This window comes from Pseudomonas rhizosphaerae (assembly GCF_000761155.1).
GTDB classification, from domain to species: domain Bacteria; phylum Pseudomonadota; class Gammaproteobacteria; order Pseudomonadales; family Pseudomonadaceae; genus Aquipseudomonas; species Aquipseudomonas rhizosphaerae.
On record NZ_CP009533.1, the window covers coordinates 2,550,682 to 2,572,728 of the forward strand.

20 protein-coding genes are annotated in these 22,047 nt (G+C 62.6%); all 20 read left to right on the plus strand.

The genetic code is table 11. The features are described 5' to 3' along the window. Positions 1 to 147: 147 nt before the first annotated feature. The 20 genes from LT40_RS11315 to nuoM all read left to right on the plus strand — a co-directional run bounded on the left by LT40_RS11315 (position 148) and on the right by nuoM (position 22,045). Positions 148 to 588, plus strand: coding sequence for an NUDIX hydrolase (locus tag LT40_RS11315; protein WP_043190070.1), 441 nt, complete (start codon positions 148 to 150; stop codon positions 586 to 588). A gap of 59 nt (positions 589 to 647) precedes the next feature. Next, on the plus strand, positions 648 to 1,769 hold the full coding sequence (gene mnmA, locus LT40_RS11320) for a tRNA 2-thiouridine(34) synthase MnmA (protein ID WP_043190072.1): 1,122 nt from the start codon (positions 648 to 650) through the stop codon (positions 1,767 to 1,769). Beyond that, positions 1,766 to 2,386 (plus strand): high frequency lysogenization protein HflD, encoded by a 621-nt coding sequence (gene hflD, locus LT40_RS11325; protein ID WP_043190073.1) that lies wholly within the window; start codon positions 1,766 to 1,768, stop codon positions 2,384 to 2,386. Before mnmA ends, hflD begins: the two co-directional genes overlap by 4 nt. Positions 2,387 to 2,475: 89 nt before the next feature. Next, positions 2,476 to 3,846 carry an adenylosuccinate lyase gene (gene purB, locus LT40_RS11330; protein ID WP_043190076.1) on the plus strand — a complete coding sequence of 457 codons (1,371 nt, stop codon included), beginning with the start codon at positions 2,476 to 2,478 and terminating at the stop codon, positions 3,844 to 3,846. An 84-nt stretch (positions 3,847 to 3,930) separates the two neighbouring features. After that, entirely contained in the window at positions 3,931 to 5,100 is a 1,170-nt protein-coding gene (locus tag LT40_RS11335) for a ribosomal protein uL16 3-hydroxylase (RefSeq protein ID WP_043190080.1), read from the plus strand. Continuing rightward, positions 5,093 to 5,518, plus strand: coding sequence for a GNAT family N-acetyltransferase (locus LT40_RS11340; RefSeq protein ID WP_043190082.1), 426 nt, complete (start codon positions 5,093 to 5,095; stop codon positions 5,516 to 5,518). The genes LT40_RS11335 and LT40_RS11340 overlap by 8 nt, the downstream gene beginning before the upstream one ends. A gap of 190 nt (positions 5,519 to 5,708) precedes the next feature. Next, complete coding sequence (locus LT40_RS11345) at positions 5,709 to 6,464, plus strand: secretin N-terminal domain-containing protein (RefSeq protein WP_043193598.1); 756 nt, start codon at positions 5,709 to 5,711, stop codon at positions 6,462 to 6,464. Positions 6,465 to 6,700: 236 nt separating this feature from the next. Beyond that, complete coding sequence (aceA, locus tag LT40_RS11350) at positions 6,701 to 8,026, plus strand: isocitrate lyase (protein ID WP_043190085.1); 1,326 nt, start codon at positions 6,701 to 6,703, stop codon at positions 8,024 to 8,026. A gap of 545 nt (positions 8,027 to 8,571) precedes the next feature. Next, positions 8,572 to 8,985, plus strand: coding sequence for an NADH-quinone oxidoreductase subunit A (locus tag LT40_RS11355; RefSeq protein WP_043190089.1), 414 nt, complete (start codon positions 8,572 to 8,574; stop codon positions 8,983 to 8,985). 10 nt (positions 8,986 to 8,995) lie between these two features. Continuing rightward, positions 8,996 to 9,670 (plus strand): NuoB/complex I 20 kDa subunit family protein, encoded by a 675-nt coding sequence (locus tag LT40_RS11360; protein ID WP_043190091.1) that lies wholly within the window; start codon positions 8,996 to 8,998, stop codon positions 9,668 to 9,670. A gap of 78 nt (positions 9,671 to 9,748) precedes the next feature. After that, positions 9,749 to 11,536 (plus strand): NADH-quinone oxidoreductase subunit C/D, encoded by a 1,788-nt coding sequence (gene nuoC, locus LT40_RS11365; RefSeq protein ID WP_043190094.1) that lies wholly within the window; start codon positions 9,749 to 9,751, stop codon positions 11,534 to 11,536. A gap of 2 nt (positions 11,537 to 11,538) precedes the next feature. After that, a complete protein-coding gene (gene nuoE, locus LT40_RS11370; protein WP_043190097.1) occupies positions 11,539 to 12,036 on the plus strand; it encodes an NADH-quinone oxidoreductase subunit NuoE in 498 nt (165 codons plus the stop codon). Then, a complete protein-coding gene (gene nuoF / locus LT40_RS11375; RefSeq protein ID WP_043190099.1) occupies positions 12,033 to 13,391 on the plus strand; it encodes an NADH-quinone oxidoreductase subunit NuoF in 1,359 nt (452 codons plus the stop codon). The genes nuoE and nuoF overlap by 4 nt, the downstream gene beginning before the upstream one ends. A 130-nt stretch (positions 13,392 to 13,521) precedes the next feature. Beyond that, complete coding sequence (nuoG, locus tag LT40_RS11380) at positions 13,522 to 16,239, plus strand: NADH-quinone oxidoreductase subunit NuoG (RefSeq protein WP_043190101.1); 2,718 nt, start codon at positions 13,522 to 13,524, stop codon at positions 16,237 to 16,239. Beyond that, positions 16,236 to 17,243, plus strand: coding sequence for an NADH-quinone oxidoreductase subunit NuoH (gene nuoH / locus LT40_RS11385; protein ID WP_043190106.1), 1,008 nt, complete (start codon positions 16,236 to 16,238; stop codon positions 17,241 to 17,243). Before nuoG ends, nuoH begins: the two co-directional genes overlap by 4 nt. 11 nt (positions 17,244 to 17,254) lie before the next feature. Beyond that, complete coding sequence (nuoI, locus tag LT40_RS11390; protein ID WP_043190109.1) at positions 17,255 to 17,803, plus strand: NADH-quinone oxidoreductase subunit NuoI; 549 nt, start codon at positions 17,255 to 17,257, stop codon at positions 17,801 to 17,803. Positions 17,804 to 17,812: 9 nt separating this feature from the next. Then, complete coding sequence (gene nuoJ, locus LT40_RS11395; RefSeq protein ID WP_043190112.1) at positions 17,813 to 18,310, plus strand: NADH-quinone oxidoreductase subunit J; 498 nt, start codon at positions 17,813 to 17,815, stop codon at positions 18,308 to 18,310. A gap of 4 nt (positions 18,311 to 18,314) precedes the next feature. Next, a complete protein-coding gene (nuoK, locus tag LT40_RS11400; protein WP_043190115.1) occupies positions 18,315 to 18,623 on the plus strand; it encodes an NADH-quinone oxidoreductase subunit NuoK in 309 nt (102 codons plus the stop codon). After that, positions 18,620 to 20,473, plus strand: a complete 1,854-nt coding sequence (gene nuoL, locus LT40_RS11405) for an NADH-quinone oxidoreductase subunit L (RefSeq protein WP_043190119.1) — start codon at positions 18,620 to 18,622, stop codon at positions 20,471 to 20,473. Before nuoK ends, nuoL begins: the two co-directional genes overlap by 4 nt. A 39-nt stretch (positions 20,474 to 20,512) precedes the next feature. Next, positions 20,513 to 22,045 carry an NADH-quinone oxidoreductase subunit M gene (gene nuoM / locus LT40_RS11410; protein ID WP_043190123.1) on the plus strand — a complete coding sequence of 511 codons (1,533 nt, stop codon included), beginning with the start codon at positions 20,513 to 20,515 and terminating at the stop codon, positions 22,043 to 22,045. The last annotated feature ends 2 nt before the right edge of the window (positions 22,046 to 22,047 follow it).

Genomic DNA, 22,047 nt, shown 5'->3' on the forward strand with positions numbered 1-22,047 from the left:
GGGCTGACTTTTTCTGGCACCTGAGATCTCTCGTAGGAGCGGTCATCGGCCGCGAAAAGGACAACGCGAATTGGCTGATGCACCGCGGTGCCTGGTTCGCGGCCACGGACCGCTCCTACGAGGGGTTCATCAATAGGAGATTCCATCATGACCTGGCAACCTCATATCACCGTCGCCACCGTTATCGAAGACAACGGGCGCTTCCTGTTCGTCGAGGAAATGAAAGGCGGACGCCTGGTACTCAACCAGCCCGCCGGCCATCTGGAACCCGACGAAACTCTGCTGCAGGCAGCGCTGCGTGAAACGCTGGAGGAAACCGCCTGGGAAGTGGAGCTGACCGGTGTGGTCGGCATCTACCTCTATACCGCGCCGAGCAACGGCGTGACCTACCAGCGCGTCTGCTTCAGCGCGCGGCCCGTGCACTTGAACCCGGAGCTTGAGCTGGATCCGGACATCAGCGGTACGACCTGGCTGACGCGTGACGAACTGGCGTCCCAAGGCCATCGACTGCGCAGCGAGCTGGTCATGCAATGCCTGGACGACTACCTGAGCGGACCGTTGCACAGCCTCGAGCTGATTCGCACCTGAGCGTTTTGCAGCGCACCCTGTTAGAATCGCGTCCTTTTCAGAGACCCCATCGAATCCCTATGCGTGAGCCAGCTCCCCGCCACTGTGCAAAGCAGCGCGTCATCGTCGGCATGTCCGGCGGCGTCGACTCGTCCGTGTCCGCCCTTCTGCTGATGGAGCAGGGTTACCACGTGGAAGGCCTGTTCATGAAGAACTGGGAAGAAGACGACGGAACCGAATACTGCACGGCGCGCGAGGACCTGGCGGACGCCCAGGCCGTCTGCGACAAGCTGGGCATCAAGCTGCACACCGCCAACTTCGCGGCCGAATACTGGGACAACGTCTTCGAGCACTTTCTCGAGGAGTACAAAGCCGGACGCACGCCGAACCCGGATATCCTGTGCAACCGCGAGATCAAGTTCAAGGCGTTCCTGGATTACGCACTGATGCTGGGCGCCGACCTTATCGCCACCGGCCACTACGTGCGTCGCCGCGACATCGACGGGCAGACCCAACTGCTCAAGGGTCTGGATCCAAACAAGGACCAGAGCTACTTCCTGCACGCCGTGGGTGGCGAGCAGATCGCCCGTACGCTGTTTCCCGTGGGCGAGCTGGAAAAGCCCGAAGTGCGCGCGATCGCCGAGATGCATGGCCTGGCGACCGCCAAGAAGAAGGACTCCACTGGCATCTGCTTTATCGGCGAGCGACGCTTCAGCGACTTTCTCAAGCAGTACCTGCCCGCCCAGCCAGGCGAGATCAAGACCACCGAGGGCGACGTCATCGGGCGCCATCACGGCTTGATGTACCACACCATCGGCCAGCGCCAGGGCCTGGGGATCGGCGGCCTGAAGGACGCCGGTGACGACCCTTGGTATGTGCTGATCAAGGACCTGACCCACAACGAACTGATCGTCGGCCAGGGCAACGCGCACCCGCTGCTGTTTTCCCGCGCCCTGCTCGCCTCGGAAATCTACTGGGTCAACCCGGTGGACCTGGCCGAGCCGCGGCGCCTGACGGCCAAGGTCCGCTATCGCCAGGGCGACCAGGCGTGCACGCTGGAACACACTGCCCAAGGCTATCGCGCCGTGTTCGACGAGCCACAACGGGCCGTCACGCCGGGTCAGTCGGTAGTGCTCTACGACGGCGAGATCTGCCTGGGCGGCGGGGTTATCGAAGTCGCCGAGCCCTGGAGTCAGTCATGAACAACCTGCAGGAGCAACTGGTAGCGCTGGGCGCGGTGTTCCAGGCTGCGGTGCTGGTCGACCGCATCGCCAAGACCGGTTCAGCAGCCGAGGCCGATGTCGCCTGCCTGCTGGGCAGCCTGCTGGTGGTCGACCCCAAGGATACCCTGCAGGTGTTCGGCGGCGACGACAGCCACCTGCACGAAGGCTATGGCGCCCTGTCCAGCGCCCTGGAGCGCGACCCTGGCAGCCTGCAGCGCGAGCCGTTGCGCTATGCGCTGTCGATGCTGGGCCTGGAGCGACAACTGGCCAAACGCGGCGAAATGCTCGAAATCATCGGCAAGCGCATCCCGCAGATCCAGAACCAGGTCGAGCATTTCGGCCAAGGCCATGAAAACGTCATCGCGGCCACCGGCGCGCTCTACCAGGACACGCTCAGCACCCTGCGCCAGCGCATTCAGGTACACGGCGATACGCGCCACCTCCAGCAACCCAACAACGCCTCGAAGATCCGCGCCCTGCTGTTGGCCGGCATTCGCGCCGCGCGCCTGTGGCGACAGCTGGGCGGCCATCGCTGGCAGCTGGTGATCAGCCGCCGCAAACTGTTGCGAGAGCTGTACCCCATGATGCGCGGATGAGTGGCCGAACGGTCGGCCTGCGCCGCCCAACCGGCTTTTTTCATGTATAATTCGCGCCCTTTTCAAAGCCCGACTGTCCGAGAATACCCATGCAGCTTTCTTCGCTCACTGCGGTTTCCCCTGTAGACGGCCGCTACGCCGGCAAAACCCAGGCCCTTCGTACCATCTTCAGCGAGTACGGCCTGATTCGCTTTCGCGCTCTGGTCGAGGTGCGCTGGTTGCAGCGCCTGGCCGCGCATCCGCAAATCGCCGAAGTACCGGCTTTCTCGGCAGAGGCCAACGCCGTGCTGGACGTGCTGGCCAGTGATTTCGCCCTGGAGCACGCCGAGCGCGTCAAGGAAATCGAGCGCACCACCAACCACGACGTCAAGGCCATCGAGTACCTGCTCAAGGAGCAGGCCGCCAAGCTCCCGGAGCTGGCCAAGGTCAGCGAGTTCATCCACTTCGCCTGCACCAGCGAGGACATCAACAACCTGTCCCACGCCCTGATGCTGCGCGAAGGCCGTGATGACGTCATGCTGCCGCTGATGCGCCAGATTGCCGAGTCGATCCGTGAGCTGGCCCACCGCTTCGCCGACGTGCCGATGCTCTCGCGCACCCACGGCCAGCCGGCTTCGCCCACCACCCTGGGCAAGGAACTGGCGAACGTGGTGTACCGCCTCGAGCGACAGATCGCTCAAGTGGCCGCCGTGCCGCTGCTGGGCAAGATCAACGGCGCGGTGGGCAACTACAACGCCCACCTGTCCGCCTATCCGCAGATCGACTGGGAGGCCAATGCACGCGCCTTCATCGAAGACGAGCTGGGCCTGGGCTTCAACCCCTACACCACGCAGATCGAGCCGCATGACTACATCGCCGAGCTGTTCGACGCGATCGCCCGTTTCAACACCATCCTGATCGACTTCGATCGCGATATCTGGGGTTACATCTCCCTGGGCTATTTCAAGCAGCGCACCATTGCCGGTGAAATCGGTTCCTCGACCATGCCGCACAAGGTCAACCCGATCGACTTCGAGAACTCGGAAGGCAACCTGGGCATCGCCAACGCACTGTTCCAGCACCTGGCCAGCAAGCTGCCAATCTCGCGCTGGCAGCGCGACCTGACCGACTCCACCGTACTGCGCAACCTGGGCGTAGGTTTCGCCCACAGCGTCATTGCCTACGAGGCAAGTCTCAAGGGAATCAGCAAGTTAGAGATCAATACTCAACGCATTGCTGAAGATCTGGATGCTTGCTGGGAAGTGCTGGCCGAGCCGATCCAGACGGTCATGCGCCGCTACGACATCGAGAACCCGTACGAGAAGCTCAAGGAGCTGACCCGCGGCAAGGGCATCAGCCCCGAAGCCCTGCAGACCTTCATCGATGGCCTGGACATGCCCGACCAGGCCAAGGCCGAGCTCAAGCAGTTGACGCCGGCGAACTACATCGGCAATGCGGCCGCTCAGGCCAAACGCGTCTGACACCCGCCATCGACGCTTTGACGCCCGGCTTAGCCGGGCGTTTTTATTCCGGCTATAAAAGCAATATTATTCAGCAGGTTACACATGAAATCTAATACTCCACTTCAAATCCTGGGCGGCCTGACTGCCGCTGAATTCCTTCGCGATTACTGGCAGAAGAAGCCTCTGTTGGTGCGCCAGGCTTTCACCGATTTCGAAAACCCGTTGAGCGCCGACGAACTGGCCGGCCTGGCTCTGGAAGAAGAAGTTGAATCGCGGATCGTCATCGAGCACGGCGCCCAGCCGTGGGAAATGCGTCGCGGACCGTTCGCCGAAGATGAATTCAGCAAATTGCCGGAAACCGAATGGACCCTGCTGGTCCAGGCCGTTGACCAGTTCGTGCCGGAAGTGGCCGAGCTGCTCGAGCACTTCCGCTTTCTGCCGAGCTGGCGTATCGACGATGTGATGATCAGCTTTGCTGCACCAGGCGGTGGAGTCGGCCCACACTTCGACAACTACGACGTATTCCTGCTGCAAGGCCTGGGCAAGCGCAACTGGAAGGTCGGGCAGATGTGCGACTCCCAGAGCCCGCTGCTCGATCATCCGGATCTGCGCATCCTGGCCGATTTCCAGCAAAGCGAAGAGTGGACCCTGGAACCGGGCGACATGCTCTACCTGCCGCCACGCCTGGCCCACTGCGGTGTAGCCGTGGACGACTGCATGACCTACTCGGTTGGCTTCCGTGCACCGAGCGCGGCCGAGGTGCTGACCCACTTCACCGACTTCCTCAGCCAGTTCCTGCCGGACGAAGAGCGCTACAGCGATGCCGACGCGGTGCCGGCAGCCGACCCTCACCAGATTCAGCACGACGCGCTGGATCGCCTCAAGCGCCTGTTGGCCGAGCACATGAGCGATGAGCGCCTGCTGCTGACCTGGTTCGGCCAGTTCATGACCGAGCCGCGTTACCCGGAGCTGGTCGCCGGCGAAGACATGGCCGAGGCCGATCTGCTCGCCGAGCTTGAACAGGGCGCCTTGCTGGTCCGTAACCCTAGCGCGCGCCTGGCCTGGTCGGAAGTCGACGAAGACCTGCTGCTGTTCGCCAGCGGCCAGAGCCGCCTGTTGCCGGGCGAACTGCGCGACCTGCTGAAGCTGATCTGCGCGGCCGACGCCTTGCACATCGACAACCTGGGCCCCTGGATGAACGACGAGCAGGGTCGCGCGTTGCTGTGCGAGCTGGTGAAGCAAGGGAGCTTGGGGTTCGCCATCGATGAATAGCGTCGAAGTGCGCGTGGCCGATTGGCACAAGGACAACCGAGACATCCGGCGCATTCGCGAGGCGGTGTTCATCGCCGAGCAATCGATTCCTGCCGAGCTCGAGTGGGATGAAGAGGACCTGAGTGCGGTCCACTTCCTGGCCGTCGAAGGCGACTACGCGGTGGGCACGGCCCGCCTGCTCGCCGACGGTGAGATCGGCCGCGTGTCGGTGCTCAAGGATTGGCGTGGGCTGCGGGTGGGCGACAAACTGCTGCAAGCGGTCATCGCCCATGCCAACGCTTTGGGTCTGCATCAGCAGAAGCTCAGTGCCCAGGTGCACGCCACGGCGTTCTACGAACACCATGGATTTCGCATCGTCAGCGGCGAGTTCCTGGAAGCCGGCCTGCCCCATGTAGACATGGTCCGCACACAGGATTGATCGCGCTGCGGTCTGCCCGACAGACCGTAGCGCACCGTTCGCGGCCACGGACCGCTCCCACAAAAGACGGTGGTGACTTCGTGGGAGCGGTCATCGGCCGCGAACAGGCGCTGCGGGTTGTCTGATGCACCGCGGCCACCCGCTCCAGCGTGCCATACTTGTCCGCACACTCAATGCGGAGATCATGGATATGCCGCTGCACCTTCTGTTCGTCAGCCTGCTGTTGTGCCTCGCTACCGGGGCCAACGCCGCTACACAAGTCATGCCCCTTCACTATCGCACCAGCGCCGATATCCTGCCCATCGCCCAACAACTCGTGGGCCGTGAAGGCACCGTCGCGGCCTATGGAAACCAATTGGTGGTCAACGCCGAGCCGGACAAGCTGGACGAGCTTACCGCCCTGCTCGAGCAACTGGATAAACCGGCACGGCGCCTGCTCATCAGCGTCGATACCAGCGACAGCAACACGGCCAACCAGCGTGGTTATCGGGTCAACGGTGGCGGCACCACGCGCATCATCCAGTACGGTACCGACAACCGCAGCGGCGGCGTGCAGCAGGTGCAGGCCAGCGAAGGCAGCCCTGCACTCATCCAGATCGGCCAAAGCGTTCCGCTGACCACGGCCGGCACCGACGCCTACGGTCGCCTGCAGGCCCAGACCGACTACCGCGATGTCACTCAAGGCTTCTACGTCACGGCCAGCCTGACGGGCGATGTAGTGCATCTCAACATCGCTACAAACAACGACCGCCCGAGCCAGGAGCGAGCCGACGTCGTCAACCTGCAAAGCACCCAGTCGACCCTCAGTGGCCGGCTGGGCGAATGGATCACGGTGGCCGGGACGAACCAGCATTCGAGTATCAATCAGCAAGGCATAGCCCGCCAATACAGCACTCAGGGCCGCAACGACACCACCGTGCGAGTGAAGGTCGATACCTTGGATTGAGCCGATCTCAGCCCTCGCCGTCTCAACGAGTGCGCCGGAGACTGCAGCCTCGGAAACTGACTCGCCGGTCGCCATTTTCATCGAAATGTAGTGCTTTTAATTTTTCACTACAAAACGTTTGACGTGCTGAAAATCCATGGGGCATGATGGCCTCGCCTTCACCGATCACGTGTTCGGCTCAAGCAGCGCCTGGCGCAGCAACCCCATCATCGAACCTATGCACGAGGTTTATCTCCATGGCACTGACACGCGAACAACAAGAAGCGGCCCTTGCAAAAGACTGGGCTGAAAACCCGCGCTGGAAAGGTGTGACGCGCAACTACTCGCCCGCCGACGTGGTTCGCCTGCGTGGCTCGGTACAACCGGAACACACGCTCGCTCGCCTGGGTGCGGAGAAGCTCTGGAACCTGGTGACCCAGGGCGCCAAACCTTCATTCCGCCCCGACAAGGACTTCGTCAACTGCATGGGCGCGCTTACCGGCGGCCAAGCGGTTCAGCAGGTCAAGGCCGGCATCCAGGCCATCTACCTGTCAGGCTGGCAGGTCGCGGCGGACAACAACTCCGCCGAATCGATGTACCCCGACCAGTCGCTGTACCCGGTCGACTCGGTGCCCACCGTGGTCAAGCGCATCAACAACTCGTTCCGACGCGCCGACCAGATCCAGTGGAAAGCCGGCAAGAATCCAGGCGACCAGGGCTACATCGACTACTTCGCACCGATCGTGGCCGACGCCGAGGCCGGGTTCGGTGGCGTACTCAACGCCTATGAGCTGATGAAGAACATGATCGAAGCGGGCGCTGCAGGCGTGCACTTCGAAGACCAGCTGGCGTCCGTGAAAAAGTGCGGGCACATGGGCGGCAAGGTGCTGGTGCCGACCCAGGAAGCCGTACAGAAACTGACTGCCGCACGCCTGGCTGCGGACGTCGCCGGTGTACCGACAATCATCCTTGCGCGCACCGATGCGAACGCTGCCGACCTGCTGACCTCGGACTGCGACCCCTACGACCAGCCGTTCGTAACGGGCACCCGTACGCCCGAGGGCTTCTACAAAGTGCGCGCAGGTCTGGACCAGGCGATCGCCCGTGGCCTGGCGTACGCGCCCTATGCCGATCTCATCTGGTGCGAAACCGCCAAGCCGGATCTGGACGAGGCACGTCGCTTCGCCGAGGCCATCAAGCGCGAGTACCCGGACCAGCTGCTTTCTTACAACTGCTCGCCGTCCTTCAACTGGAAGAAGAACCTGGACGACGCGACCATCGCCAAATTCCAGCGCGAGCTGTCGGCAATGGGCTACAAGCATCAGTTCATCACCCTGGCCGGGATCCACAACATGTGGCACGGCATGTTCAGCCTGGCCCACGACTACGCGCGCAACGATATGACGGCCTATGTGAAACTGCAGGAGCAGGAATTTGCCGATGCCGAAAAAGGCTACACCTTCGTGGCGCACCAGCAGGAAGTGGGCACTGGCTACTTCGACGACATGACCACGGTGATTCAAGGTGGCGCTTCATCGGTCACCGCACTCACCGGCTCCACCGAGGAAGAGCAGTTCCACTGATCTCCCAGCCAGACTGCTTCCCTCTGGGGCAGATATCTCTGTGGGAGCGGGCTCTGCCCGCGAAGCGTTCGGCGCGGTGTAACTGCCAGACCGTAGCGTGGCCTTCGCGGGTAGAACCCGCTCCCACAAGAGAGGGTTATCTGGTTTGGAGCCGCCGCGGCGATAGCCCGGCGGTTTTTTTTGCAATCGATTGATCTGGCGCAATGCCGGCAATCGAATAACCCAGTAAAACACTCTGCGGACTTAGTTATCCGAACTTGGACCATAGAACTCAGCCGTAAATGATATTAATTATCATTAAGGTGTGAGTATGGCAGTGGTAAAAGTCTGTCACCATTGATAATTCTTCATTAATCCACCCAAAACCCCAGCATGAGCTACATTGACTAAGCCTATGTGCGTAATGATACGAATTAATTTGCGATCCGAAATTTACTTGCCCGGCTTTTACCCATAAAATCAGCGCGATCGATTCTGCTGCGACATATCGTCACTGCGACACTTCATTCAATTCAGCGGCCCAGGCCCCTGCCAAGGAAACCAGCATGCCCGATTCGACAGGACTCATCGCCCACAACTGGGGCTTTGCCATCTTCCTTCTCGGTGTTGCCGGTCTGTGCGCGTTCATGCTCGGGCTCTCCAGCCTGCTGGGCAGCAAAGCCTTCGGACGCAGCAAGAACGAACCTTTCGAATCCGGCATGCTGCCGGTCGGCAGCGCCCGCCTGCGCCTTTCCGCCAAATTCTATCTGGTCGCGATGCTGTTCGTGATCTTCGATATCGAAGCCCTTTTTCTCTTTGCCTGGTCTGTGTCCGTCCGCGAAAGCGGCTGGACCGGATTCGTCGAAGCTCTCGTTTTCATAGCAATTCTGTTGGCAGGTCTTGTCTACCTGTTCCGAGTGGGCGCCCTTGACTGGGCTCCGGAAGCTCGTCGCAAGCGGCAGGCGAAGCTGAAACAATGAGGCTTTGGCAATGCAATACAATCTCACCCGGATCGACCCCGATGCTCCCAACGAGCAGTATCCCATCGGCACCAGGGAAACTGTTTCCGACCCCCTAGAAGATCAGGTTCACAAGAACATCTTCATGGGCAAACTCGAAGACGTCCTCAGCGGCGCGGTCAACTGGGGTCGCAAGAACTCCCTGTGGCCGTACAACTTCGGTCTCTCGTGCTGCTACGTGGAAATGACCACGGCCTTCACGGCGCCCCACGACATCGCCCGCTTCGGCGCCGAAGTCATCCGGGCATCGCCGCGTCAGGCCGACTTCATGGTCATCGCCGGCACCTGCTTCATCAAGATGGCGCCGATCATCCAGCGCCTCTACGAGCAGATGCTCGAACCCAAGTGGGTCATCTCCATGGGTTCGTGCGCCAACTCCGGCGGCATGTACGACATCTACTCGGTGGTCCAGGGGGTCGACAAATTCCTCCCCGTGGACGTCTATGTGCCGGGCTGCCCGCCGCGCCCTGAAGCTTTCCTGCAAGGCCTGATGCTGTTGCAGGAGTCGATTGGCCAAGAGCGTCGCCCGCTGTCCTGGGTCGTCGGTGATCAGGGCGTGTACCGCGCCGAGATGCCGTCGCAGAAGGAACAGCGCCGCGAACAGCGTATTGCGGTAACCAACCTGCGCAGCCCCGACGAAGTCTGATCCAGCGCTTGTCACGCCTGCAGCGACAGGCCGAGAACCCTGGCTTCATACCGTAGTTGACCGATAGCGACCGAGACCATGACAACAGCGGACACCGCTCTGTATATCCCGCCCTACAAGGCTGACGACCAAGACGTGGTCGCCGAACTGAACCAGCGCTTTGGCCCCGAGGCGTTTCTTGCCCAGGAAACCCGTACCGGCATGCCTGTATTGTGGGTAGCCCGTGCCAAGCTGGTCGAGATCCTCACGTTCCTGCGCAACGTGCCCAAGCCCTACAGCATGCTGTACGACCTGCATGCCGTGGACGAGCGTCTGCGCACCCATCGCCGCGCGATCCCCAGCGCCGGCGACTTTACCGTGTTCTACCACCTGCTGTCGGTCGAACGTAACAGCGACGTCATGCTCAAGGTGGCCTTGAACGAAGGCGATCTGAACCTGCCGACCATCACCGGTATCTGGCCCAATGCCAATTGGTACGAGCGTGAAGTCTGGGACATGTTCGGCATCGATTTCGCCGGTCACCCGCACCTGTCGCGCATCATGATGCCGCCGACCTGGGAAGGCCACCCGTTGCGCAAGGACTACCCGGCGCGGGCGACCGAATTCGACCCCTACAGCCTGACCCTGGCCAAGCAGCAGCTGGAAGAGGAAGCCGCGCGTTTCAAGCCCGAGGACTGGGGCATGAAGCGGTCGGGCACCAACGAGGACTACATGTTCCTCAACCTGGGCCCGAACCACCCTTCGGCGCACGGTGCGTTCCGCATCATTCTGCAGCTGGACGGTGAAGAGATCGTCGACTGCGTGCCCGACATCGGCTACCACCACCGTGGTGCCGAGAAAATGGCCGAGCGCCAGTCGTGGCACAGCTTCATCCCCTACACCGACCGCATCGACTACCTGGGCGGGGTGATGAACAACCTGCCCTACGTGTTGGCGGTCGAGAAGCTGGCCGGCATCAAGGTGCCGCAGAAGGTCGACACCATCCGCATCATGATGGCCGAGTTCTTCCGCATCACCAGCCACCTGCTGTTCCTGGGTACCTATATCCAGGACGTCGGCGCCATGACCCCGGTGTTCTTCACCTTCACCGACCGGCAGAAGGCCTACACGGTGATCGAAGCCATCACCGGTTTCCGCCTGCATCCGGCCTGGTACCGCATCGGCGGCGTCGCCCACGACCTGCCGCGCGGCTGGGAAAAGCTGGTCAAGGACTTCATCGAATGGATGCCCAAGCGCCTCGACGAATACACCAAGGCCGCCCTGCAGAACAGCATCCTCAAGGGCCGCACCATCGGTGTCGCCGCGTACAACACCAAGGAAGCCCTGGAATGGGGCGTCACCGGTGCCGGGCTGCGCTCGACCGGTTGCGATTTCGACCTGCGCAAGGCGCGTCCGTACTCGGGCTACGAAAACTTCGAGTTCGAAGTGCCGCTGGCGCACAACGGTGACGCCTACGATCGCTGCATGGTGCGCGTGGAAGAGATGCGCCAGAGCCTGAAGATCATCGAACAATGCATGCGCAACATGCCCGAAGGCCCGTACAAGGCGGATCACCCGCTGACCACGCCGCCGCCCAAGGAGCGCACGCTGCAGCACATCGAAACCTTGATCACGCACTTCCTGCAAGTCTCGTGGGGCCCGGTGATGCCGGCCAACGAATCCTTCCAGATGATCGAAGCGACCAAGGGCATCAACAGCTATTACCTGACGAGCGACGGCGGCACCATGAGCTACCGTACCCGCATACGCACCCCAAGCTACCCGCACCTGCAGCAGATCCCTTCGGTGATCAAAGGCAGCATGGTCGCGGACTTGATCGCGTACCTGGGTAGTATCGACTTCGTTATGGCCGACGTGGACCGCTAAGCATGAACAGCACGCTCATCCAGACAGACCGTTTCGCCTTGAGCGAAACCGAGCGCTCGGCCATCGAGCACGAGCTGCACCACTACGAAGACCCGCGCGCGGCGTCCATCGAAGCCTTGAAGATCGTTCAGAAGGAACGCGGCTGGGTCCCGGACGGCGCGCTCTACGCGATCGGCGAGATGCTCGGCATTCCGGCCAGCGACGTCGAAGGCGTGGCCACCTTCTATAGCCAGATCTTCCGCCAGCCGGTGGGCCGTCACATCATTCGCGTGTGCGACTCGATGGTCTGCTACATCGGTGGCCACGAGTCGGTGGTCAGCGAAATCCAGAGCAAGCTGGGCATCGGCCTGGGCCAGACCACCGCCGACGGCCGCTTCACCCTGCTGCCGGTGTGCTGCCTGGGCAACTGCGACAAGGCCCCGGCGCTGATGATCGACGACGATACCTTTGGCGATGTCCAGCCCGCTGGCGTGGCCCAACTGCTGGAGGGCTACGTATGAAGCTCACCTCGTTCGGCCCGGCCAACACCATTGCCCGCGCCGCAGAAACCCATCCGCTGACCTGGCGCCTGCGCGACGACGGCGAGCCGATCTGGCTCGACGAGTACCAGGCCAAGGACGGCTACGCCGCCGCGCGCAAGGCGTTCGCCGACATGTCGCAGGACGACATCGTGCAGACGGTGAAGGACTCGGGCCTCAAGGGTCGTGGCGGTGCGGGCTTCCCCACCGGCGTCAAATGGGGCCTGATGCCCAAAGACGAATCCATGAACATCCGCTACCTGCTGTGCAATGCGGATGAAATGGAACCCAACACCTGGAAAGACCGCATGCTCATGGAGCAGCAGCCTCATCTGCTGATCGAAGGCATGCTGATTTCCGCCCGCGCGCTGAAAGCCTATCGTGGCTACATCTTCCTGCGGGGCGAGTACACCACGGCTGCCAAGCACCTGAACCGCGCGGTGCAGGAAGCCAAGGCCGCCGGCCTGCTGGGCAAGAACATCCTGGGGTCGGGCTTCGACTTCGAGCTGTTCGTGCACACCGGCGCCGGGCGCTACATCTGCGGTGAAGAAACCGCACTGATCAACTCCCTGGAAGGCCGTCGCGCCAACCCGCGCTCCAAGCCGCCCTTTCCTGCCGCCGTCGGCGTGTGGGGCAAGCCGACCTGCGTGAACAACGTGGAAACCCTGTGCAACGTGCCGGCCATCGTCGGCAACGGCATCGACTGGTACAAGTCGCTGGCCCGTGAAGGCAGCGAAGACCACGGCACCAAGCTGATGGGCTTCTCCGGCAAGGTCAAGAACCCTGGCCTGTGGGAGCTGCCGTTCGGCATCACCGCGCGTGAGCTGTTCGAGGACTACGCCGGTGGCATGCGCGACGGCTTCACCCTCAAGTGCTGGCAGCCAGGCGGCGCCGGTACCGGTTTTCTGTTGCCCGAGCATCTCGACGCGCAAATGTACGCCGGCGGCATCGGCAAGGTCGGCACCCGGATGGGCACCGGCCTGGCCATGGCCGTGGACGACAGCGTCAACATGGTTTCGCTGCTGCGCAACATGGAAGAATTCTTCGCCCGCGAGTCCTGTGGCTTCTGCACCCCGTGCCGCGACGGCTTGCCATGGAGCGTCAAGCTGCTGCGCGCCATCGAGACCGGCAACGGCCAGCCAGGGGACATCGAAACCCTGCTGGGCCTGGTCGGTTTCCTCGGCCCTGGCAAGACTTTCTGTGCCCACGCCCCCGGCGCCGTGGAGCCCTTGGGCAGCGCGATCAAATATTTCCGTGCCGAGTTCGAGGCGGGCATCAAGCCGGTCACGCCGGGCAGCCTGACCCAGGTGGCCACCGCCACCATGGCCGGCGCCTGACTCGATGCACGCCCGGCGGCCCGTGCCGCCGGTATCGCCCGTTGACGCGCCATCGCTGGCTGCGCCGGGCGAATAACAAGATTTCCATTAGCCACGCCCGCTGACAACGGGCCAACGAAGAACTTGAACCATGGCCACTATCCACGTAGACGGCAAAGCGCTCGAGGTCGATGGCGCAGACAACCTGTTACAGGCCTGTCTGTCGCTGGGCCTCGACATCCCGTATTTCTGCTGGCACCCGGCGCTGGGCAGCGTCGGCGCCTGCCGCCAATGCGCAGTCAAGCAATACACCGACGAGAACGACACCCGTGGTCGCATCGTCATGTCGTGCATGACCCCTGCCACCGACAACACCTGGATCTCCATCGAAGACGAAGAATCCAAGGCGTTCCGCGCCAGTGTCGTCGAATGGCTGATGACCAACCACCCGCACGACTGCCCGGTGTGCGAGGAAGGTGGTCACTGCCACCTGCAGGACATGACCGTGATGACCGGTCACAACGAGCGTCGCTATCGTTTCAGCAAGCGCACCCACCAGAATCAGGAACTCGGCCCGTTCATCGCACACGAGATGAACCGCTGCATCGCCTGCTATCGCTGCGTGCGCTTCTATAAAGACTATGCCGGCGGCACCGACCTGGGCGTGTTCGGCGCCCACGACAACGTCTATTTCGGACGGGTCGAAGACGGCACCCTGGAAAGCGAGTTTTCCGGCAACCTCACCGAGGTCTGCCCGACCGGTGTGTTCACCGACAAGACTCACTCCGAGCGCTACAACCGCAAGTGGGACATGCAGTTCGCCCCAAGCATCTGCCACGGCTGCTCCAGTGGCTGCAACATCAGCCCGGGCGAGCGCTACGGTGAGCTGCGCCGTATCGAGAACCGCTACAACGGTTCGGTGAACCACTATTTCCTGTGCGACCGCGGCCGCTTCGGTTATGGCTACGTCAACCGCAGCGATCGTCCACGCCAGCCGCTGCTGGCCGAAGGCAGCCGCAAGCTGAGCCTCGATGAAGCGCTGGACAAGGCGGCTGACCTGCTGCGCGGCCGCAACATCGTCGGCATCGGCTCGCCCCGCGCTAGCCTGGAAAGCAACTACGCCCTGCTCGAGCTGGTCGGTGCCAAGCACTTCTACAGCGGTATCGAAGCCGGCGAACTGTCGCGCATTCGTCTGGCGCTGCAAGTGCTGCAGAACAGCCCACTGCCGATCCCCAGCCTGCGCGAGGTCGAAGACCATGACGCGGTGTTCGTGCTGGGTGAAGACCTGACCCAGACTGCAGCGCGCATGGCACTGGCGCTGCGTCAGTCGGTGAAAGGCAAGGCCGAGGCGATGGCCGAGGCCATGCGCGTGCAGCCTTGGCTCGACGCCGCCGTGAAGAACATCGGCCAGCACGAGCTGAACCCGCTGTTCATCGCCAGCCTGACCGAGACCAAGCTCGACGACGTCGCCGAGGAATGCGTCCACGCCGCGCCGGAAGATCTGGCACGTATCGGCTTCGCCGTGGCCCACGCGATCGATGCCAGCGCACCGGTCGTGGTCGGTCTGGACAGCGAAGCCCTGGAGCTGGCGCAGCGTATCGCCGATGCCCTGGTGGCCGCCAAGCGTCCGCTGATCGTCAGCGGCACTTCGCTGGGTTGCAACGCCCTGATCGAAGCCGCAGGCAACATCGCCAAGGCCTTGAAGGGTCGCGACAAGGCCGGCTCGCTCAGCCTGATCGTGCCGGAAGCCAACAGCATGGGCCTGGCGATGCTCGGCGGCGACTCGGTCGACGACGCGCTGCAAGCCGTGATCGATGGCCACGCCGACGCACTGGTGATCCTGGAAAACGACCTGTATACCCGTGTCGATGCTGCCAAGGTTGACGCTGCACTGAAGGCCGCCAAGATGGTCATCGTTGCCGATCACCAGCACACCCGCACCGTGGAGCGTGCCCACTTGGTATTGCCAGCCGCCAGTTTCGCCGAAGGCGACGGTACGTTGGTCAGCCAGGAAGGCCGCGCTCAGCGTTTCTTCCAGGTGTTCGATCCGGTCTACCTGGATTCCAGCATCCTGATCCATGAAGGCTGGCGCTGGCTGCACGCGCTGCGCAGCACCCTGCTGAACAAGCCGGTGGACTGGACTCAGCTCGACCACGTGACCGCCGCGGTGGCCAACAGCGCACCGCAACTGGCGCGCATCGTCGATGCCGCGCCGTCGGCCTCGTTCCGTATCAAGGGCCTGAAGCTGGCGCGCGAGCCACTGCGTTACAGCGGTCGTACCGCCATGCGCGCCAACATCAGCGTGCATGAGCCGCGGACACCGCAAGATACCGACACGGCGTTCTCGTTTTCCATGGAAGGCTACTCGGGTTCCGCCGAGCCGCGTCAGCAGGTGCCGTTCGCCTGGTCGCCGGGCTGGAACTCGCCACAGGCCTGGAACAAGTTCCAGGACGAAGTGGGGGGCCATCTGCGTGCCGGTGACCCGGGCACACGCCTGATCGAAAGCACCGGCGACGGCCTGGGCTGGTTCGCCAGCGTACCCGCTGCGTTCTCCCCGGCACGTGGTACCTGGCAGGCCGTGCCCTTCTATCACCTGTTCGGCAGCGAGGAAACCTCTTCGCGCGCGGCACCGGTGCAGGAGCGCATCCCCCAGGCCTACGTGGCCCTGGCCAAATCCGAGGCCGACCGCCTTGGCGTCAATGACGGTGCCCTGCTCAACCTGACCGTGGCTGGCCAGGCCCTGCGTCTGCCGCTGCGCATCAGCGAGGAACTGGGCGCAGGCCTGGTGGGCTTGCCCGCTGGCCTGGCAGGCATTCCACCGGCGTTCGCCGGCGCGTCCGTCGAAGGCCTGCAGGAGGCAGCACAATGACCTGGTTCACCCCTGAAGTGATCGACATCATCATCGGTGTGGTCAAGGCGTTGGTCATCATGCTGGCCGTGGTCATCTGCGGCGCGCTGCTCAGCTTCGTCGAGCGTCGTCTGCTGGGCTGGTGGCAGGACCGCTACGGTCCGAACCGGGTCGGTCCGTTCGGCATGTTCCAGATCGCCGCCGACATGCTGAAGATGTTCTTCAAGGAAGACTGGAACCCGCCCTTCGTCGACAAGGTGATCTTCACCCTGGCGCCGGTGGTGGCCATGAGTGCCTTGCTGATCGCCTTCGCCATCATCCCGATCACCCCCACCTGGGGCGTGGCCGACCTGAACATCGGCTTGCTGTTCTTCTTTGCCATGGCCGGCCTGTCGGTGTATGCCGTGCTGTTCGCCGGTTGGGCGAGCAACAACAAGTACGCCCTGCTGGGCAGCTTGCGGGCTTCGGCGCAGACCGTGTCGTACGAGGTGTTCATGGGCCTGTCGCTGATGGGCATCGTGATCCAGGCCGGTTCCTTCAACATGCGCGACATCGTCGAGTACCAGGCGCAGAACCTGTGGTTCATCATTCCGCAGTTCTTCGGCTTCTGTACCTTCTTCGTCGCAGGCGTGGCGGTCACTCACCGCCACCCGTTCGACCAACCCGAGGCCGAGCAGGAACTGGCCGACGGCTACCACATCGAATACGCCGGCATGAAATGGGGCATGTTCTTCGTCGGTGAATACATCGGCATCATCCTGATCTCGGCCCTGCTGGTGACGCTGTTCTTCGGCGGCTGGCACGGTCCGTTCGGCATTCTGCCGCAACTGTCGTTCGTCTGGTTCGCACTGAAAACCGCGTTCTTCATCATGCTGTTCGTCCTGCTGCGCGCTTCCATCCCGCGCCCTCGGTACGACCAGGTAATGGATTTCAGCTGGAAGTTCTGCCTGCCACTGACCCTGATCAACATGCTGGTGACCGCCGCGATCGTGTTGTTGAACACGCCCGCCGGCACGGTTCAGTGAGGAATTGACCCATGTTCAAATATATCGGTGACATCGTAAAAGGAACGGGCACGCAGCTGCGCAGCCTGATCATGGTGTTCGGCCACGGTTTCCGTAAGCGCGACACCCTGCAATACCCCGAGCAGGCCGTGTACCTGCCGCCGCGCTATCGCGGCCGCATCGTCCTGACCCGCGATCCCGACGGTGAAGAGCGCTGCGTGGCTTGCAACCTGTGCGCGGTGGCCTGCCCGGTGGGCTGCATCTCGTTGCAGAAGGCTGAAACCGAAGACGGTCGCTGGTACCCGGACTTCTTCCGCATCAACTTCTCGCGCTGCATCTTCTGTGGCCTGTGCGAAGAAGCCTGCCCGACCACGGCGATCCAGCTCACGCCGGATTTCGAGATGGCTGAGTTCAAGCGTCAGGATCTGGTCTATGAAAAGGAAGATCTGCTGATCTCCGGACCTGGCAAGAACCCTGACTACAACTTCTACCGCGTCGCCGGCATGGCCGTCGCTGGCAAGCCCAAGGGCGCCGCGCAGAACGAAGCCCAGCCGATCAACGTGAAGAGCTTGCTCCCTTAAGGAAGAAAGATGGAATTCGCTTTCTATTTCGCGTCGGGTATCGCGGTGGTGTCCACCCTCAGGGTGATCACCAATACCAACCCCATACACGCCCTGCTCTATCTGATCATCTCGTTGATCGCCGTGGCCATGACCTTCTTCGCCCTAGGCGCACCGTTCGCCGGCGTGCTCGAAGTGATCGCCTACGCGGGCGCCATCATGGTGCTGTTCGTCTTCGTGGTGATGATGCTCAACCTGGGCCCAGCCTCGGTGCAGCAAGAGCGGGTGTGGCTCAAGCCCGGTATCTGGGCAGGTCCGGTGTTCCTCGGCGCACTGCTGCTGCTCGAACTGCTGTACGTGCTGTTCGCCAACCCCAGCGCTGCAGGCATCGGCCAGACCACGGTCGACGCCAAGGCCGTCGGCATCAGCCTGTTCGGGCCTTATCTGCTGGTGGTTGAACTGGCGTCGATGCTGCTGCTGGCTGCAGCCGTGACGGCGTTCCACCTCGGCCGTACGGAAAAGGAGTAAACAGATGCCCGCTATCCCTCTCGAGCATGGCCTGGCAGTTGCCGGCATCCTGTTCACCCTCGGTCTGGTCGGCCTGATGGTCCGCCGTAACATTCTTTTCGTGTTGATGAGTCTGGAAATCATGATGAACGCCTCTGCCCTGGCGTTCATCGTGGCCGGCGCGCGCTGGGGTCAGCCCGATGGACAGATCATGTTCATCCTGGTGATCACCCTGGCGGCGGCCGAGGCCTCCATTGGCCTGGCGATCCTGATGCAGCTGTATCGCCGCTTCCACACGCTCGACATCGACGCTGCCAGTGAGATGCGCGGATGAACCTGATCTTTCTGACCTTCGTATTCCCGCTGATCGGCTTTCTGCTGCTGTCGTTCTCCCGCGGGCGCTTCTCGGAAAACCTTTCGGCGCTGATCGGCGTGGGCTCCATCGGCCTGTCGGCGATCGTTGCTGCCTATGTGATCTGGCAATTCAACGTCGCGCCGCCCGAGGGTGGCGTGTACACCCAACTGCTGTGGCGCTGGATGGCGGTGGACGGCTTCGAGCCCAACTTCACCCTGTACCTGGACGGCTTGTCGATCACCATGCTCGGCGTGGTGGTGGGCGTGGGTTTCCTGATCCACCTGTTCGCGTCCTGGTACATGCGCGGTGAAGAGGGCTACTCGCGCTTCTTCGCCTACACCAACCTGTTCATTGCCAGCATGTTGTTCCTGATTCTGGGCGACAACCTGCTGTTCATCTACTTCGGTTGGGAAGGCGTAGGCCTGTGCTCGTACTTGTTGATCGGTTTCTACTACGGCAACCGCAACAACGGCAACGCAGCGCTCAAGGCCTTCATCGTCACCCGTATCGGCGACGTGTTCATGGCCATCGGCCTGTTCATCCTGTTCCAGCAACTGGGTACGCTCAACATCCAGGAACTGCTCGTGCGGGCGCCAGAGCACTTCAAGGTCGGTGACTTCTGGATCGTCCTGGCCACGCTGATGCTGCTCGGTGGCGCCGTGGGTAAATCCGCACAGCTGCCGCTGCAGACCTGGCTGGCGGACGCCATGGCCGGTCCTACTCCGGTGTCGGCACTGATCCACGCGGCGACCATGGTCACCGCAGGCGTCTACCTGATCGCCCGGACCCACGGCCTGTTCGCCCTGGCCCCGGACATTCTGCATCTGGTGGGCGTGGTCGGTGGTGTCACCCTGGTGCTGGCCGGCTTCGCCGCGCTGGTACAGACCGACATCAAGCGCATCCTGGCCTATTCGACCATGAGCCAGATCGGCTACATGTTCCTGGCCCTGGGCGTCGGCGCCTGGGACGGCGCGATCTTCCACCTGATGACCCACGCCTTCTTCAAGGCGCTGCTGTTCCTCGCCTCCGGTGCAGTGATCGTCGCCTGCCACCACGAGCAGAACATCTTCAAGATGGGCGGCCTGTGGAAGAAGCTGCCGCTGGCCTACGCCAGCTTCATCGTCGGCGGTTCGGCCCTGGCGGCCCTGCCATTGCTGACGGCTGGCTTCTACTCCAAGGACGAGATCCTCTGGGAAGCCTTCGCCAGTGGCAACAACGGCTTGCTGTACGCCGGTCTGGTGGGTGCGTTCATGACCTCGCTGTACACCTTCCGTCTGATCTTCATCACCTTCCACGGCGAAGCCAAGACCGACGCCCATGCCGGCCACGGGGTTGCCCACTGGCTGCCGCTGGGCGTGCTGATCGTGCTGTCGACCTTCATCGGTGCCTGGATCCATCCGCCGTTGGCAGGCGTGCTGCCGCAGAGCGTCGGCCATGCTGGCGGTGAAGCCAAGCACAGCCTGGAAATTGCTTCGGGCGCCATCGCCCTGGCCGGTATCCTGCTGGCGGCCATGCTGTTCCTCGGCAAGCGGCGCTTCGCCACGGCCGTAGCCAACAGCGGCATTGGCCGGATGCTGTCGGCCTGGTGGTTCGCCGCGTGGGGCTTCGACTGGATCTACGACAAGCTGTTCGTCAAACCCTACCTGATGATCAGCCACCTGTTGCGCAAAGACCCTGTTGACCAGGTGATTGGCTTGATCCCGCGTACGGCCAAGGGCGGCAACAGCGCCATGAGCCGTACCGAGACCGGTCAGTTGCGCTGGTATGCCGCTTCGATGGCTGCGGGCGCCGTGCTGGTGCTCGGCGCCGTCGTGCTGGCGGCGGTCTGATATGAATCCTGTGACTTTGCGAAAGGAAACGAGCCCGTCATGATTTTGCCCTGGCTGATCCTGATCCCCTTCATCGGCGGCCTTCTGTGCTGGGTAGCGGAGCGCAGCAGCGCTACCCTGCCCCGCTGGATCGCGTTGCTGACCATGTCCCTGGAACTCGCTCTCGGCCTCTGGCTATGGGCCCATGGCGACTACACCCTGGCACCGGCACCTGGCGCGGAGCCGGCCTGGGCCTATGAGTTCAAGCTCAACTGGATCCAGCGCTTCGGCATCAGCGTGCACTTGGCGCTGGATGGCCTGTCGCTGCTGATGATTCTGCTGACCGGCCTGCTGGGGATTCTCTCGGTGCTGTGTTCGTGGAAAGAGATCCAGCGCCACGTCGGCTTCTTCCACCTCAACCTGATGTGGATCCTGGGCGGTGTGGTCGGTGTGTTCCTGGCACTGGACCTGTTCCTGTTTTTCTTCTTCTGGGAAATGATGCTGGTGCCGATGTATTTCCTCATCGCGCTCTGGGGTCACAGCTCCTCGGACGGCAAGAAGACCCGGATCTACGCGGCCACCAAGTTCTTCATCTTCACCCAGGCCAGCGGCCTGATCATGCTGGTGGCGATCCTGGGCCTGGTGCTGTTCAACTACAGCAACACCGGTGTGATGACGTTCAACTACAGCGACCTGCTCAAGGCGAAGTTGCCCGAGCATGTCGAATACCTGTTGATGCTGGGTTTCTTCATCGCCTTCGCGGTGAAGCTGCCGGTGGTGCCGTTCCACTCCTGGTTGCCTGATGCCCATGCCCAGGCGCCAACCGCCGGTTCCGTGGACCTGGCGGGTATCCTGCTGAAAACCGCCGCCTACGGCATCCTGCGCTTTGCCTTGCCACTGTTCCCGAATGCCTCGGCGGAATTCGCGCCGATCGCCATGACCCTGGGTCTGGTGGGTATCTTCTACGGTGCCTTCCTGGCCTTCGCGCAGAGCGACATCAAGCGCCTGATCGCCTTCTCCAGCGTCTCGCACATGGGCTTCGTGCTGATCGGTATCTACTCCGGTACCCAGCAGGCCCTGCAAGGCGCGGTGATCCAGATGCTCGCCCACGGCCTGTCGGCGGCTGCGCTGTTCATCCTCAGCGGCCAGTTGTACGAGCGTCTGCACACCCGTGACATGCGCGAAATGGGCGGCCTGTGGTCGCGCATCGCCTACCTGCCGGCGATCAGCCTGTTCTTTGCGGCCGCATCGCTGGGCCTGCCGGGTACCGGCAACTTCGTCGGCGAGTTCCTGATCCTGTTGGGCAGCTTCACCGTCGCGCCGTGGATCACTGCCATCGCTACCTCCGGCCTGGTGTTCGGCTCGGTGTACTCGCTGATCATGATTCACCGTGCCTACTTCGGGCCTTCCAAGTCGGATGCGGTACTGGCCGGCATGGACAACCGCGAACTGATCATGGTGCTGGGCCTTGCGGGCCTGCTGATTCTGCTTGGCGTCTACCCGCAGCCCTTCCTCGACACTTCCGCGGCCACCATGACCGGTGTGCAGCAGTGGTTCGGCACCGCCTTCACTCAACTCGCTTCGGCCCGGTAAGA

Coding starts and splice junctions, on each gene's coding strand:
- LT40_RS11315 (WP_043190070.1), top strand. CDS start 148: ATGACCTGGCAACCTCATATCACCGTCGCCACCGTTATCGAAGACAAC.
- mnmA (WP_043190072.1), top strand. CDS start 648: ATGCGTGAGCCAGCTCCCCGCCACTGTGCAAAGCAGCGCGTCATCGTC.
- hflD (WP_043190073.1), top strand. CDS start 1,766: ATGAACAACCTGCAGGAGCAACTGGTAGCGCTGGGCGCGGTGTTCCAG.
- purB (WP_043190076.1), top strand. CDS start 2,476: ATGCAGCTTTCTTCGCTCACTGCGGTTTCCCCTGTAGACGGCCGCTAC.
- LT40_RS11335 (WP_043190080.1), top strand. CDS start 3,931: ATGAAATCTAATACTCCACTTCAAATCCTGGGCGGCCTGACTGCCGCT.
- LT40_RS11340 (WP_043190082.1), top strand. CDS start 5,093: ATGAATAGCGTCGAAGTGCGCGTGGCCGATTGGCACAAGGACAACCGA.
- LT40_RS11345 (WP_043193598.1), top strand. CDS start 5,709: ATGCCGCTGCACCTTCTGTTCGTCAGCCTGCTGTTGTGCCTCGCTACC.
- aceA (WP_043190085.1), top strand. CDS start 6,701: ATGGCACTGACACGCGAACAACAAGAAGCGGCCCTTGCAAAAGACTGG.
- LT40_RS11355 (WP_043190089.1), top strand. CDS start 8,572: ATGCCCGATTCGACAGGACTCATCGCCCACAACTGGGGCTTTGCCATC.
- LT40_RS11360 (WP_043190091.1), top strand. CDS start 8,996: ATGCAATACAATCTCACCCGGATCGACCCCGATGCTCCCAACGAGCAG.
- nuoC (WP_043190094.1), top strand. CDS start 9,749: ATGACAACAGCGGACACCGCTCTGTATATCCCGCCCTACAAGGCTGAC.
- nuoE (WP_043190097.1), top strand. CDS start 11,539: ATGAACAGCACGCTCATCCAGACAGACCGTTTCGCCTTGAGCGAAACC.
- nuoF (WP_043190099.1), top strand. CDS start 12,033: ATGAAGCTCACCTCGTTCGGCCCGGCCAACACCATTGCCCGCGCCGCA.
- nuoG (WP_043190101.1), top strand. CDS start 13,522: ATGGCCACTATCCACGTAGACGGCAAAGCGCTCGAGGTCGATGGCGCA.
- nuoH (WP_043190106.1), top strand. CDS start 16,236: ATGACCTGGTTCACCCCTGAAGTGATCGACATCATCATCGGTGTGGTC.
- nuoI (WP_043190109.1), top strand. CDS start 17,255: ATGTTCAAATATATCGGTGACATCGTAAAAGGAACGGGCACGCAGCTG.
- nuoJ (WP_043190112.1), top strand. CDS start 17,813: ATGGAATTCGCTTTCTATTTCGCGTCGGGTATCGCGGTGGTGTCCACC.
- nuoK (WP_043190115.1), top strand. CDS start 18,315: ATGCCCGCTATCCCTCTCGAGCATGGCCTGGCAGTTGCCGGCATCCTG.
- nuoL (WP_043190119.1), top strand. CDS start 18,620: ATGAACCTGATCTTTCTGACCTTCGTATTCCCGCTGATCGGCTTTCTG.
- nuoM (WP_043190123.1), top strand. CDS start 20,513: ATGATTTTGCCCTGGCTGATCCTGATCCCCTTCATCGGCGGCCTTCTG.